Source organism: Pseudomonas sp. OG7 (assembly GCF_014192825.1).
Taxonomy (GTDB): domain Bacteria; phylum Pseudomonadota; class Gammaproteobacteria; order Pseudomonadales; family Pseudomonadaceae; genus Aquipseudomonas; species Aquipseudomonas monteilii.
The window spans coordinates 293,786-309,451 of sequence record NZ_JACHYK010000004.1 but is presented as its reverse complement, the minus strand read 5'-3'; the positions used below and the strand labels follow the sequence as shown (position 1 = coordinate 309,451).

The 15,666-nt window shown below is 53.8% G+C and carries 6 protein-coding genes; all 6 read right to left on the bottom strand.

Annotated features, from left to right (window positions below; genetic code table 11):
• Window positions 1-43: 43 nt before the first annotated feature.
• Complete coding sequence (locus FHW75_RS12175) at window positions 44-2,233, bottom strand: autotransporter outer membrane beta-barrel domain-containing protein (protein ID WP_019099425.1); 2,190 nt, start codon at window positions 2,231-2,233, stop codon at window positions 44-46.
• Window positions 2,234-2,412: 179 nt separating this feature from the next.
• Window positions 2,413-4,452 (bottom strand): hypothetical protein, encoded by a 2,040-nt coding sequence (locus FHW75_RS12170; RefSeq protein WP_141099587.1) that lies wholly within the window; start codon window positions 4,450-4,452, stop codon window positions 2,413-2,415.
• A gap of 173 nt (window positions 4,453-4,625) precedes the next feature.
• Window positions 4,626-8,333: an RHS repeat domain-containing protein gene (locus FHW75_RS12165; RefSeq protein ID WP_183673713.1), complete on the bottom strand. Its 3,708-nt coding sequence runs from the start codon at window positions 8,331-8,333 to the stop codon at window positions 4,626-4,628.
• A gap of 35 nt (window positions 8,334-8,368) precedes the next feature.
• The gene (locus FHW75_RS12160) at window positions 8,369-11,191 is read right to left on the bottom strand and encodes a hypothetical protein (protein ID WP_183673711.1); all 2,823 of its coding nucleotides are present in this window, start codon (window positions 11,189-11,191) and stop codon (window positions 8,369-8,371) included.
• A 2-nt stretch (window positions 11,192-11,193) separates the two neighbouring features.
• The gene (locus FHW75_RS12155) at window positions 11,194-13,650 is read right to left on the bottom strand and encodes a hypothetical protein (RefSeq protein ID WP_183673709.1); all 2,457 of its coding nucleotides are present in this window, start codon (window positions 13,648-13,650) and stop codon (window positions 11,194-11,196) included.
• A 91-nt stretch (window positions 13,651-13,741) separates the two neighbouring features.
• A complete protein-coding gene (locus FHW75_RS12150; RefSeq protein ID WP_020424256.1) occupies window positions 13,742-15,529 on the bottom strand; it encodes a hypothetical protein in 1,788 nt (595 codons plus the stop codon).
• Window positions 15,530-15,666: the final 137 nt, after the last annotated feature.

The window sequence follows — 15,666 nt, the reverse complement described above, 5'->3', positions numbered from 1 at the left end:
GACTCCCACTAAAAAGGAGGCCCTAGGGCCTCCTGATGAGTACTTACCAGCTATACCGCACGCCAAGGTTCACACCCCAGGGCTGGTCGATATGTTCGCCGCGGCTGTGATCGATATCGGCATGCAGCTGCAGGCTTTGCGCTACGGTAACAGCCACACCGGCGCCCACCTCCAGGCGGGAGCCTGAGAGATCGTTGGAGAAGCGGTTTTCGTTGACCTTTACATCATTGTTGTTGATGAACTCGTGAGCGTAGGCAGCACGCAGGTAGGGTTGAACAATGCCACCCGCTGACATCTCGAAGTTGCGCCCGACTGTCGCACCAGCCTTGCCCAGCACGGACCGGACAGCGTCGCCTTGGGCCTGCAGGTCATTGTCCAGGTGATAGTCTTTTCCTTGAATATAAGCGGTGGACCACTGGGTAAAAGGCTCAACGAAATACCCTTGATCGAGCTCGATGTGACGACCGAACTCGGCCGATACACCAACACCGTTGTTGCCGTAGTGGCCTTTGGTTTGTGCGCCGTCGCTCAAGGCAACCGTGGAATCGTTGTCAAAGCGGTTCAACTTCACTACGCCGTCGAAGTAGTACCCGCTGACGCGGTCAAGCCAGGTGGTGTACATCCCGAGGTAGTAGCTGTCCACCTCACCACTGGTGCCGCCCTCCAGGTTCAGGTCCGAACGGCTGTAACCAGCCAATACACCCAGTAACCATTGACCATCACCAACCGGCAGCGGCGCATCTGCACCGAGGGAAAACCCGTGTTGGGTTTGTTTGTAAGCAACACCGGAACTTGCGGCAACATCAAACTTGTTGCCATAGGTCCGAACCCAGCCACCGGCCTTGCCATCATCCAGACGCAACTCGCCCATGCGGCTGCGCAAAGAGGTCAACTCGCCGTACCATACGGTTGGCGCAGTATTGAACAGCGCCAATACCGAGCGGGTGCCAGGGCTGATGATCTTGCTCGAACCGTCGAGGAACCAGTCGTCACCACGCTGTACCAATTCGTAGGAAAACGCCCCCAGATCCACAGGCCCGTTAACCAACGAGAACGAAGCATCACCCCCGCCCGTATGCACCACCTGAAGCTGGTTTTCTGCTTGCGGCTCTGCACCACTGCTGCCGATCAGCAAGCTATGGCTGCCCGTGGCTGTGCCAGTGATATCAAGGAAATCGGTCTCCCCGGTGGCGAAGTTGGCATCCATTTCAAACGTGCCTTCACCTGACAGGTTGTCCAGCGTCAACCGATGGTATGCATCGGGCTGGCCAAACTGCACGGTCCCGCCAGCGAGCACCAGATCGCCGACCTTGGCGTCGTCGACCATCGTCCAGCGTGACTGATCGCCAATAGACAGTTTGCCGACATTTTCCAACTGGCCCGTGAGCGTAGCTTGCCGATCCAGTGATATGGCTGCACTGGACCCCTCCTCCACTTTTACGTTGCCCACTAGGTTGGCGTTCACTACAGCCAGGTCGGCACTCGACTGGTTGCGCACTTCGAGGAGGTTGCCATTGCTAGCGCTAAGCTGTGCGCCATTGCTGACCGTGATTTTGGCTGTGGCACCCCCTTCGGTCTCCCCATCCACCAGTATGGCCGAACCGTCTTTCCCGACGACTTGCGAACCATCCAGATCGATACGGGCCTCGCCGGCACGGCCATCGGTATTTACCAAAATACCTTCCTGTGCGCCGACGATCGTGCTGCCCTGCGCCTGGAGCCAGCCATTGAGCATGCGCACGCCGGCACTGCCCTGCCCTGTGCCCTGTACCGTACTGCCATTGAGGTGCAGTTCTGAGTCACTGGCAATGAGCGCACCACCCTTCCTGCCGCTGATGTTACTGCCCGTAACCCACGCCTGCGAGCCGACGCCATTACTGCGGCCCAAGACAACACCACGCTCATCGCTGGTGATGGTACTGCCATTGATGTCAGCGCGCGCGCTCCCCTCCATCAACACACCGTCCCTGGCCGATGTCACCGTGCTACCGTTGAGTTCCAGCGCCCCACTTTCACGCAGGAAGATCTGGTCCGTGCTGGCGCCGTTGCCCGTCAGCTTTGCACCGCCCTGAACCTGATAACTATCAGGCAAATTACTGCCATCGATGACCGTGTCACGGTCGACGATGACCTGCGCCACCGCCACATCCCCTACATACAAGCTTAACGGCAGCGCCGCCATGCAACACACCAGCCCATTGCGAACTTTAAATTTCTTGAAGTTACTTTTCATTTCCAAAATCTCATGCAGATCTAGAAGCAGGCACGTTAATGAGTGAATGAAACACATGAGTCGGTGCCGATCGCGATCAAGCTACAGGAAATAAATCAAGCCACTATAGGAAAAGCCTTACAACCTAGCGCGAATAGCCCTACGCTGCGCGACATCCTTTTCGCGCAGCATAAGTTAATTCAGATGCCACCACCTTCAGGATTACAAACACCAGAGGGTGGCATAAAGGAAAGCTCCACCTTGGCTTCAATCGAAGGAATGTCTCCCTTGGCCGTCTTTAGTGTATATTGCACATTTGCGCGAGAACTATTGAACCTTGGGTCCGGGTTCCCTTCATGTGTGGGAAGCACATTGGTCTCGTAGGGGATCCGCCAGGTAAAGCCCGTGATCGGATGCTCACTATCTATAGCGATCGGAATGTCTAATGTGACAGCGTCAATTTCATCGAAACCTAAATCATCACTCTCGCCTCTGTACACCCACCACTTTGCTTGAATCTGCGCAAATGGAGAGAACTGATAATACTCGGTGAGGTCCGGAATCAACACCTCGACAGCGGGCCCGTCAGCATGATCGTTACTGCGTTGTATCGAAGTACAAGTAACCCTGCCATTTACCAGATGTTCGAATGTTGCGGCAACAGGTGTAATAGTGATTGCATCAACGGAGACAGGCGTAACTTTCGAGCGCACAGGGTTATGCACGCCTGGGCGTGAAGCCAAATAATCGACAAGTATAGCCGGGCCATTGCCACCCTTTTCGATAACAGCCCAAGGCACCTCTACCGATACCGTGTCACCTGGGCTGTCGGTGCCTGACACGGTGTAAGTCGCCGCTGGCTCACCTGCCCAATAGAATTCAAGTTCATCATCTTCCTCGGCGAAGCTGTAGAGCTCAATTTCCAGATCGGCAATTAAACCCGCATCATCAGCATTCAATTCATTATCGTCACTCGTGCCTCCCCTGCCCTTGACTACAACTTCTTTTAAACCGGGATGAATGGGCAGTGGCCATTCTGGATCGGGGCCACCTGGGTCCATGGTTTCGAAGTCTACGTTAATATCAGTATCAGCGCCGCCCACCGGATGGGTACCACGCATCAGGACATAGCTGACAGTGGTGGGCAGGGGCCCCTTGTTATTACCGTAAGCGCGCAGCAATACCTCATCGGATACTTTTACCGGGATATTCTCTTTAGTAGCAGACCCAACCGTTTCAGCCGGTAACGCTATGCCACCCCAAGTCACCACCACAGTATCGGTGGCTTTCATATGTTCCTGCCAAGGAACCCATACTTCCACACCCAAATGAGCGTCAGCCTGGTCAATCAAAAAACCGTCAGCCGCTGTGGCCAACGGCACCAGAGGGTCATCAAAGGTAGCAGGCAGTTCGCCCAACGCTACAGGAATACTGGTCCAGACAGACAACGCACTGATGTTGAGGGCCTTGTCGACCAGCAGGTAGAGGGCATACACCCCGCCATCCCCAACGGCGCGGATTTTATCTTCAGGAATCGATAGCTCCTGATCGGCACCTGTCGTAGGTAGCGCCACGATCGGTGGATCAAGGTCTTCAACCTTGTCTGGAAGGCGACTCATCCAGTACACCAAGACCTGATCGCCTTCTGCCCAGCTGGAATAGGCGGGTAGTTTCAACTTGGCACCCACTTTCAACGATTCATCGGTCACAACCGGGATATCAGGGAACTTGGGCGGCGCCGCATGCGAATAGGGCGGGTTTCGGTCGAAAATAAGCGTCAGGGGCCCCGACCAGGAAGCATCCCCATTGATATTCATGACCCAACTTCTGAAATGGTGGGTGCCGTCCACTCGCAGCGCGTCTTGATCTTTAGGGATTACTACGGGATATGGATCAGGCGTACCGGGTTCGCGAAAATCGCCAACCTTTTCGTAAACCGTCGTCCACGTGGCACCATCCCTGGAGTGTTCAATGCGAAGCGTGTCTTCACGTGTCCTCACCCAGAGTGGCACGCTCAATACAAAGGGCAATGCAGGGTCAGCGGGACCGCCGCTTTCTTCAATTGTAAATTTTCTGTAGACCAATCCACTGGGTGGATCGGCCAGCATACTCCCATCAATTACCAAGTCTTCCATACCCGAATGAATTCGGGGATCAAGATGGGGCTTATGGTCTGCAAGCGAACGCAGGTATGCCTTACGCACGCGTTCGGAAGCACTGTACGCCTTGGAGTCACTCATGATGCGCCTCTGGTTTATCAGGTTGACGGGTAGCTGCGCTGCTGAAAGCATTCAAAGCCATCCCGGCATTCTGCACAACTAGCACTATTACCAGGTGACAAACTCATGAGTTTCCAGCCATGAAAAAAGGGCCGCAATGCGGCCCTGTTTTAAAGGTACTCTACCAGGATGACTTAAGGCTGCTCTTGAGAGACCAATCGATCCAGCGGGTCATATCCATAGGCAAAGCCATTGACACTTTCCAGGCGCCCCAAGGCGTCATAGGCTAGTTGACGCCCCTGTTCATCAACCACCATATTTCCGTCATCGTCATACTCCAGCGGCACCTCGATAGGTTGCTCGGACATGCCCCTGACCGTGAAACCAGTGAGTTGTGCAGGATCGGCAAGATTCGCGAAATGGTAGACAACGTCTACTTCGCCTTGAGCATGTGCGGTGAGCACACGTGTGATATTATCGATCGCATCGAACCTGAACGTCTGCCGACGTATACGGTTACCATAAGGATCCACAGGCATATATTCATCGATTCCACTGCATGTATACTCGACCAAACGGCCCCGCTCATCGTAATCGAACACTTCCCTGCGCAGCAGCTCTTTCCCCCGACGCAACACCTTGCCGATAATTCGATCCGCCTTGTCATATCGCTGACTCAAGGTTTGCTTCGCATCCCCGAAATCGAATGTACGCGAGATTTCTCTATCAAAATCGTCAAATTTCAATTGGGTGCCAAGCCGCCGAGCTGGCTCGCCCGGCGTATTGTCAATCGTCTCGAAGAAATCGTTGCGCCCCAGGTCATCGTATTCAAAGTTACTGTGCAGTGTGCCAAGGCTCGTCGATTTCAAGCGAGCAGCCCCGTCGTAGCTGTAGGATTGCTCAGCACCCAGCACATCTATGTAAGACAGCATCTTACCCTGCAGGCTATGCACGTACTTCATTTCGTAAGGCTTGCCACCGTCAAATGAACATGTCTCTGATTTCAGCTCACCCGTGCTGAAATAGTCACGTGTCATGGCAACCCCGTGCTCTGAACACGACAGCAAGCATGCATTCTGTGGGTCATAATCAAAATGCCCTGTAATGCCCGCGTCGACCTGCTTGCGCTCAACAGCCTCTTCACCCAACTGCGGCACGTATTTATATTCGATACGCTTTTTCTTGGGCGTAATCACCGCCTTGGGCTTACGCTGGCCTGGCTCATACTCCAGGCTTCGCAGACGGCCACCCGTTGTCGACTCGACCAGACGATCCAGCCCGTCGAACCGCTGCAAGCCCAGCACGCTCGGTTCGCTACCGCCCCGCCGAGTGACTTGAATCAGTTCCGGCAGGTCTCCAGTACTGTGCAAAGCATAGTCGCGATGAACCAGCGCACGGTCGGCAAGCGTGTGATCTACCAACCGATTGAACGCATCGTAGCTAAACCACGTTTCATTCTGCTCGGCATCTTTTTCCCTGACTGAACGCCCAAGGCCATCGTAGAAGTACTGATGAACGCTGTAAGGCTTTCTGCTTGCTGTCAAACGCTCGACTCTGACTGGTTTTTCGAACAGATTCATGAACGTGATGGTTTGGCCGCTGCCAAGCACTGCGTCCTCGGACTCACTCCATGTACGCCGCACCGGCCCCAGCCGTTCCGGTGTGCCGATGGGGTCGACCCGGTCATGATGCACAACCTTATCGGGGCCCACCGTTTTACAGCGCTGCCCCCAGTTGTCATAACTGAAAGTGGTCTTCAACGGTACATCTTCGTCCCTGTGCCAGTCGAACTCAACTTCCTCGATCAAATCGCCCAGCCCGTCATACATGGCCTTGTAGGTTGGACGATAGTTCGGCTCCTGGCCTTTTTGCACAAAATCACGATCGATGCGCTTGGCCTCGACAACCCGGTTAAGGCCATCGACAGTACTCAAGGTTGAAACCCCTTTGACGTCTATCTGCTCTTGAGTGGCCTTGCCACCCGAGCTGGAAACCAACGCGTAATGATAATGGCGCGATGCGGTGTAAGCCGTTCCCGGTGCGACGGTTTCGCGTATCACTCTGCGCAACAGATCATATTCGTATTCGATCTCTACATCGTTGTCATCACGGTTGAGCAACGGCTCGCCAATCAGCAACGAATGCTGCAAGGTAATTTCCTTGCGGGCATGGTGTTTGGCCCCATGGTCGAAACCGGTGATGACTTGTTGGGTTACCAGAACCGGATGAGTCGTCGGTTTTTCGGGGGTATCCGAGTAGCTATAGTCGATCGTCGTCTGCCGCCCATTCCTTGTCGTTATCTCTTGCTCCAGCCGACCGTGGGTGAGGGGGTCGATTGGCTCATCGTTTACATAAGTGCGTTCGATTTCCTGCAGCACCGTCTGCGAACCATCGCCATGCAATTGGTACTTGTCCTCATGTCGGTTAACCAGCCAACCCGGCCCGTCAACCATTACAGAGGGATGCAGCGCGTAGCGATAATGTGTGCGAAGCGTTTGTGCGCCAGCTTCGTAACCTTCGGCAGGCCTTACGATTTCCTGTTCAAGATGGCGTACGAATTTCTCCGGGTCATCATCTTGGGGATAAAACGTGCGCTCGATGCGCAGACCGCTGGGCTGAACTTCCAGCGTCTGATTGGCAAAATCATCGTATTCGGTAGTCACCGTTTCGCTACGCGGATGCACAGGCGCTTCCGGGCAGTCGAACTCCCATGAGGTGGTCACCGTCTCCGGCATCTGGAAGTACTTGGGCTGGTCCACAAAATCGACGTTGCGCTCATGGTACTTCGTGTTGATACGCCGGGTGCAGGCTTGCTCAACCGTGATTTCCTCAATCATCAAGTGAAAGCGATTGTAAATTTTCTCCACCGTACGCACTGGCTCGCCATCGCGACGCGATGTGGCAGTGGCGCCATACTTGAATGCGCGGTCAGCCACCCGGTAGAGATTGTCTTCGCCATTATCCGCCCAACTGGTCAGCGAGCCATATCCCAGGAAATTGCTTGCAGAATACGTGTAGGTCGTTTCGATGTCTGCCTGCCCGGCGCCGGGCTTGATGACATGGCGATTCACGTAGGAGAGCGCCCGGCCCTTCTCTTCCGTGCTACCCGGGAAAAGATGCCCACGCTCTTGATACTCGATCAGTTCGGTAGCCCCAAGCGGCGTATCCAATTGCGTGATGCACAGTGACTCACCCTTTTGCGCATAATCGATGGTCCACCCCGCGCCGTTCGACGTAGGCAGTGTCACCCCTGTCAATCGATCGCCGGAAATCAGCAATGAATACAACGCGGAAGCGGCTGAGTTTGGCAAGAATGTGAGTTCCACCTTGCTATCACCCACATATTCGATTTTCAACAACGTACGGTCGGCATCGTCGACGATTGACTGCAGGCACCCTTTTTTTGTGGGGTGATAAGCCAGTGTGATGCCATGGCCCGAGAGGGCTTCTACACGTACAGGCAATGCCAGTCGCAGGTCCGATGGCTGCGGTTGCAGCCATTCGACGATGCCGGATTTATGGGCGATCCGGTAGCGATGGGTGTTGCCTTCACTCCTGTTTTCAAAGTGAAAGAGTTCAAGCTTGCGTTCGGGTACAGGAGCAGGCTCACCGGGGCCGTTATCGGAAATTTTGAAACTCTGCCCTGTATGCAGATCAAGTTTGTTGTCGTTCAGGTTGTACTGGCTGAGCTGAAGCGTCCAGCCTTTACCGAAGCCGCTATTGACGTTGTTCAGTGGGCTGAAGCTCAAGCGCAATGGCAGGTTCGGGCCAACCAAGGCATTACTCGGAAGCTCAGGCAGTTCGATACTGAGCGTGTATTGCCCTGTACGCTCATCAACGCCGCCCTGCACAAAGCTCATGAAATTGAATGCGTTGGAATGAATGAATGATTGTGTTGTCATTTTCGAATCTTCGCCATCAAAAAGTCGATTGGAAATTACTGAAGCCCCAGCTCCAGATAGTTTCGACCATCCGTACCGCCCCCAAACAAAATTTTAAGCTTGTGCTTCGTACCGTAATTATCGGTTACGGTAAAGTTCATTGCCCCATCGAGCTTATTTCGATACTTTACCGGAGACCAGTAATTGAAATTCGAAACCCGGTCCAGTGTGATCAACATCGCCCCCTCAGACGGCCTATCCTGCCCTTTGAATTTGGGATCAAGCGCCACCTGAATACCTGGCTCTTGAGAAAGTAATTGCAGCTCGGCCTGATACTGCACGCCTTCTGGCATGAGGGGAGCCTCCTCAGGGCGTCGTGGCTTGAAGGCGATGCCGGTATAAGTGGCGAAACTTTCCGCTAACTGCTCCGACTCCCACTTAATCATCGAGGCGGATTCGAAATTCATCTCCACCAATTGAATGCCGTTTCCAGACAGTGACCAATAGTCTGTGGTGCGATGCCAGTAATTGAACGTATCAGTAGGCGTACTTGATCCATCCTCTTCAAAAACCCGTTTGCCGCCCGACTTTGGCCATACGAACGCGGCAAGGTTAGGCAAGGGAAGCTTGACCCCCTCCAATTCGATCTTACCTTTCTCTTTGTCTGGATTATCATCGCTGTACGAATTTTTCCATGCTCTATCATAAGCCTGAAACTTGGCCGTGAACCTGGCCACTTCCGCCACCTTCGAATGCACATACACAGTGACGTAACGCTTGCCCTCTTCTTCCCCTCGCACCCCGCTCGCCCTATCCGAACTGCCCACGGGGTAATAATCAAAATGGTTACGCTTCTTTTTCGCCGCCCACACTTCCAAACTATCGCCTGGAACACCATGCTGATCGTCAGTCAAATAAGGAATTTCATTGCCAATTTCGTCAAGCAGCACCAATGTAGCCAGCTCAGCATTACTGACCGGGTCCCAAACGTCTTCACCGTTTGAGTCAGTAAAACTGTGAGTACCAATGACAATATCAATGCCTACTTGCTGGTAACCATTTGCAAACACCATATTTCGATTTTTATTGTTCAAGCTGAGGCTAAATTCTTTGAGTGTTTTCCAACGGTCCTGCAATGCCATGGCCTGCGCAGCCAGGCCTGCGTAATGTTCAACAATGGCAACGCCCGCAAAGGGGCCGGAAAACGCGGCGATTACACTGACCTCAGCATCGGGCTGATCAGGCGCTTTATACTCCCCGGTCTCTTTGTCGATGTTTCCAGGCCCAAACACTTCCCAGCGATCTGCCGGGTCGTCATCAAGCGCAAATAGCCGGCCCGCGCCGGGTGCAAGGCGGGGTACATAATGGGGCGTGACCTGCAATCTGGGTTCCGTGCGCAGCATCACGACCGTTGCATGGCCCTTGGCCTCGCCAACACTGACTTCCACACGCTGCAAACGCACCAGCGGCACAGAACCCTCGTCTGGCGTAAACACCGCCCGCCGGGAGTCGTCGGCATCCTTGACCAACTCTCCCATTTTCTCGTCTAGCAGTTTCCACTCGACATTACCGGCAGCGTTGCTGGTAAAGGTGATAGCGCCCTGGCCCGAATACCAGACAACAACCCGCGGCGAGATTGACAGCGGCTCCGAAGATTCGATCAACAACGCTGAACGGGTAGCCGCATCAGCCTCCTCTGAAACCTTCGCTGACACTACCACTACACGCTGAGCGCTCGGCAGCTGGCCCCTTGGCCTGGCAGTGTAGGTACCGTTATTGATCGCACCCGCTGCTCGTGGGCTAATAATGTCATGGGCATGCCAGCCGTAGAGGCCAGTGTCACAACTCACCTCGTAGGATAAGGCTTGTCCAGCACCGATATGGCTGAGTGCGGGCAAAAGCCGGCAGGTGCCTGTACCGGGCCGAATGTCGCCAAACAGGACCTTGTCATGCGGGTCGAACTCTTCATGTTCGAGGAAGCGGACGACATAGCCTTCCGGCATGATCACTTGCGCCAGCAGGCCGGAGGCAAGGTATGTGCTGTACTTTGCCCTTAGCTTGCCCAGCAACAACGTGGCACCGTAGTTGCTCACCTCTGGTGCTTCCTTTCGCGGCAGCAAATACGTAAACGCATCCGGAATGCCACCCGCATCGCTGTCACCCCGTAGTTGCATCAGCAGCAGCACTGCCCCGTCTGTTTGCGGCTGACTGCCCTGCCCGGCGCCTTCGGGGGCCTTTTGTGCAATAGGGTCGACCCTGTCAATCGTCAGTACATCGTTGCCAATAGGGGAAAAATTGATAAAACCGAACAGTGGTTCGAAGGCCGGTTGCTGCTGCAACTGCCCCAAGATGAATTGGCCCATTTTGCGCGCTGCCTGATCGGTAACTGCAAGGTTGCAGATCGGATCGGTGGCCTGGCCAAGATCGATAGCCAGTTGCTGTTGATTGCTCCCTGGCACAGGTACCACCACAAGCTTCGCTGTCATCTGCAGCGTGTAGCCCATGCCCTGGGTCAGTTCATGGCTTCTGCGCAAGCGGCTGGCACTTCCGGGTGATTTCTCCTGCGCGCTGCAACGGCCGGCAATCAGCTCCATGACCACGGTCACCGTGCTGGTGCGGCCCGAAGCCTTTTCGAACGACAGCGCGGGCGGGCCGAGCATCAGCCCATCCAGCACCACAAGCTCGGTGGATTGCGTATCGCCGTAATATTCGCCACTGATGGGTGTGATAAAATCCTGGTTCCTGAAACGCTCAATGAAACGCGCCTCAAGCAGTTGGTTGACCGAATCACGGCCGAGCGCAAGCATCGCCCCCCAACCATACATTGCATCGCCTTTGCTCAGAACATCCAGCAACTCGCGCTTGGAAGAAGTGGCCATGATCAAATCTCCCCTTGCTTATTATGGGTACGAACATGCGCACAGAACGCTTCATATTCTTCGACGTGCGAAAGCGGAATAACCGCGTAGTTCCAGATGGGCGTACGCTCTGCTGGTGTTTCTCTACCGGCAACGATGATGTAAGGGCCTTCGTTCGGCCCTGGCGTGTAGATGCCAGTAGTGGGGTTGATCTGACCGGCGCCTTTGAAAACTTTCCAAAGAGTTTCTGCGGGTGTCAGTTCGTCCTCCTCTCCTGTCTCTTCATTATCGAAGTACAGCGCCAGCTTTAAGCCACCTCCTGCTTGCGCGGTAGTTCTGAGCCCCGCCGTAGTTGTTCTCCAGGGGATGACAATATCGATCACTTCCGTCTGCCCGCCCGCCGATACCTCCACGCCGTCCAGATGAACAAGCGCGTCCACCGTGCCGGCTTCACCGACAGCTTTTTCCGGGGATTCATAGATCCGCACATTTTTGTCTACCGGAATATCCAGATCGGAATCACCGGCTTCCACTTCACGTACGGTGCCTTTGCTTGAACTGGTCATGGCCCATTTCAAGTCACCCTTTATATCGCCACCTGTCAAAACGTAGCGTGGGCGGTTATCGCCGGATTTGAAATTTGCAATTTGGAAATAGGGATAGATAGCAACGCTGTCCGCCACGACCGTTACCAATGCGCTGCTCGAGTTACCATTTGCCGTGGCTGTCACGATGACACGCCTATAGCTGTCGGTTAGCGCCCCGACTTCAGGAGGCGTATAGACCCCATCCACAACAGCGCCTACTTTTTCGGGGTCAGTTGAGCCATCTGGCAAACCTTTGACACTCCAGCTAACCGTCCCGCCAATGCCAGGGTCGAGATGAAACTTAACCGTGTTACCTGGGGCCGCGCTCACTTTTTCTTCAAGCGGCTCTACAGCGAAGGTTGTCAATTTGGGGGCCAGATCCCCTAACAGCGAAAGTTCCCCAGGCGTTACCAATAACCGTGGCGTGGCAACATCATCACTGCGGAACAAAAGGCTGTTAAGGCGTAGAGCATTAAATGGTTTGATCCCTGACGCCATGACAGCAACCTTGTCGGCCATTTGATTCACCAGGGGATCAATATGGGGCTTAATGTAATCATCAAACGACTCCTTAACATAGTCGTTAATATAGCTGTGATCGCCGCCCCAAAACCGGGCATTATAGTTGACCTCCACCTTGCCCGGCACAATTTCTATATCACCACGCTTGTCCCCCTCACCCACCATTTTAATTCGAAGTTCTGTTTGCACCGAAACAGAAACATTGAAATCCGGATCATGACGATAATCCCTAAGCGAGTCGTGAAAGATAACAACCAACTCCTTAGTGGGACATTCCACAGCCCACTCAACGACCAGAACATCATCAGTATGTACAATTTTAAAAGAACCCGAAAAATCAAGATTCGGCCATGTGTATGTGGTGAACGTATAACGCTCATAATCACGAATCGTAGTGTCCCTGCGCCCTTGCACCGTAAATCCGACATCAGCCTTCACAGTAGAAAAAAAGCCACTTTGATCACGATCCATATTAACATTTGTCAACCCAGGGATGTCACGCACCAACTGCCACAATTGATCCTTGAGCCAGACTTCATTAGCAAAAAGAACATTCATTGTAAACGGACCATCGTTTCCATCCACCGGCGACGGCAACAGATAGGGCATATCCTTATCATTCGGTGGAAAGGTTCCTGTCTTGTCCTCAACAAACGACACCCCCACGATAACAGCGCCCTCCTCCTGCTCCTCTTGAGTGGCATTGGTAATCTGTTGTGAACGTGCCAGCGAATGTGTACGAACAGCAAATTCTTGAGGATTGAGCGCCCCCGCTAATGGCTTGATGATATTGAGCTCCCATACCCTGGCCTCCTTCGGCCATTTTTCAAACTCAGCTTTAACTGCCTCACCGAGCTTTTCGTTCATTTCCTTCCAACTGGAAACTTCAAAGGTGTACCCCTGCCCCGTTGAAAGATCCAATGTCACGCGGCCTTCGTCATCAATACTGCCGCTGTTGGTTTCATTCAGGGTTATGTCCATCCGGACCGTCGGCCCACCTAAAGGGTTCAGCACCGTATAGCTCACCAATTCCATCTGGTCACTTCCAGGCAACTGGCGCAACTGGGTGATGACGCCACTGACGACGTTCATGCTCAAGCGCGCCTTGGAACTGGCGATACTGGAATTCACGAACGACAACCGAGGCTTGTCCATCACGAGGTCGCGAACCTCGGTCCAACTACCACTTTCCGTACTTGCCCTGAAATTGACAGGCGGCAGCCATTCACTGTCATCAAAACGCTGAATATGCTCCTGCGCCAACAGCCTGTTAGCCCTGAATCGATCGTAAACCAGTAGCGCCCCCCACCCCAAAGTACGCGGTTCTGCCCGGAGGTATCTCATGTATTTTTCAAACGTAGGCCTGGCCATCACTATCACACTCCAAAATTAATTAACAATACGCAGCCTCAACACAAATAGCACTCACACTGCATTGACAATACGCTAACTAGCACTTCACTCAAGATTCCAGCGTGATACTCATTTCCGGAAACACTCTATATAGCGTCCCGCCATCGAAGCTCAACGCGACATGCAACGTAAACTGCTCGTTCAGCTTTAATTGTTCCAAAAACAGTTTTGGCAACTTAGCCTCAACGCCCATATCCGCTTCCCCTTCAGTCACGGGTATAGATGCAGTCCGCAGGTCTTCAGAAAGATCTCCCTCTTGCCCTACGCCGCTTACCCAAATATGAAGAAGTTGACCAGCCCGGCCAAATCTCCAGGTGCCCAGCGTCAATTTGGCCCCCCCACTTGGCACCCTCGATAGCGACAAGGCTTGCCCAACTACACCTTCACATTGGATTTGCGGATCTCCACTGGGAACGGGCGGGGTAATCCTTAAATGGTAAGGCGCCGAGTCCAGCGGAGAACCACTGCCAATCACGCGATACGCCACTTCAAAGCGCCTGCTCTGGTCCCGCGAGCCGCGCCCGATGTTTGCCGGTACGAATTCTTCTGGTATAAGAAAAACCAGCGGATCAGCCCCTTCGGGGGTATTGGCAACGTACTCACCAAATACCGGCCACCCACGCCAAAGCACTTCAGCACGTTCGCCCGGCAACAGCACATCGGGTACACGAACACGAACACCGCCAACGCCGTTCGCGCCAGGCAGGGTGCCATGATCCTTGCCTTCGTCTGGTGTCGCGCGGTCGATCAGGGGGACGGACAACACCCGCGTGGTAGCGATGGCCACGTTCAGCGGCTGCGATTGCAAACCTGCCCCTTCACGGCTGAAGAGGTAGGACAGGCTGACGTTTAATCCTTGATTCTCCAGCACGAAATCGACAGGCACATGCAGTACGATGGTGCCGACGGATTGCGTGCTGGCATCGACACGAACGTGTGTAAACAGCTCACGTACCGGGCTACGCCAGTACAGGGTGACGTGATCAGAAATCGACATCCCGGGGTAACCGTCTATATGGATTGTCAATCCATCCCGGAAGTTACCAGGATCCAACGGTTTTCCCGGGGTATACCCCACAATACGCGGAGCCGGGAGAGGTGTTGGCAGCGAGGCCTCAGAATCGATGACAAAGTCCTGAACGGGAGAATCCAGGGACCCGCTGTCAGCAAAGTCGACACTGTAAGAAACTTTAGCAGTGCCCGGATCAATGAAGCGAAAAATATTCTTACCCACGGTGAACATTAAGGGTAGATTATCGAAATGCTCTTTTTTAACCGTCAACTTTTCGGTTTCCGGGTCCTCTTCATAACCATCCTCATCAAAGCCCTGGAACGTGAAGTTAATCACGTCCCCGACTTGCATCGCCTGATAGGGCATAACGATGAACATGACGCCAGCACTGTCCAGCTCATCGGGCTTAATGACCAGGTCATGCGACTGAACAGCTTGAATGACCGCTAAACCTTCACCATCACCCTTTTCCCTGATACCCACGAGGCAGAATCTGCGCTGTGACTGGCCAACTGTGGTTACCACGTATGAATAAAAAGCTTGTCCACCTTCGGCGCTTCGAACAACAGCATTTTCTATTTTTACTTCCACGCCTTTCTCAAGATCTTCCGGCCTGACATAATACTTTGACCCTGCATCGTCAAACGCCGTCCCTTCCGCGTCGGCGCCTAACCAGCTAATGACCACCTCATGGTCAGGCTGCATACCCGTATACTTTATATACGTAAGCAGATCACTTGCACCCAATTCATCCAGGTCGATTTCGTTACTGGAAGTCAGCCCTGAAATTAACGGCTGCTCCAGCTCCACTTCATTAGTCTTCATGCAATGTCGGCCTCTACTCTATTGATTGCATCGCTGCGCTCAGCGGGCAACGGCTGCATACCGTTATAGAGTGGGTACCGAACCCAAACAACTAGCAAAAATACTAGGTCCCCGACGCCCCCCCTAAGCACCGCACC

Bases quoted from the DNA above. Each gene is read 5' to 3' on its own strand.
- FHW75_RS12160 (WP_183673711.1), bottom strand. From the start codon at position 11,191: ATGGCCACTTCTTCCAAGCGCGAGTTGCTGGATGTTCTGAGCAAAGGC.
- FHW75_RS12155 (WP_183673709.1), bottom strand. From the start codon at position 13,650: ATGGCCAGGCCTACGTTTGAAAAATACATGAGATACCTCCGGGCAGAA.
- FHW75_RS12165 (WP_183673713.1), bottom strand. From the start codon at position 8,333: ATGACAACACAATCATTCATTCATTCCAACGCATTCAATTTCATGAGC.
- FHW75_RS12175 (WP_019099425.1), bottom strand. From the start codon at position 2,233: ATGAAAAGTAACTTCAAGAAATTTAAAGTTCGCAATGGGCTGGTGTGT.
- FHW75_RS12150 (WP_020424256.1), bottom strand. From the start codon at position 15,529: ATGAAGACTAATGAAGTGGAGCTGGAGCAGCCGTTAATTTCAGGGCTG.
- FHW75_RS12170 (WP_141099587.1), bottom strand. From the start codon at position 4,452: ATGAGTGACTCCAAGGCGTACAGTGCTTCCGAACGCGTGCGTAAGGCA.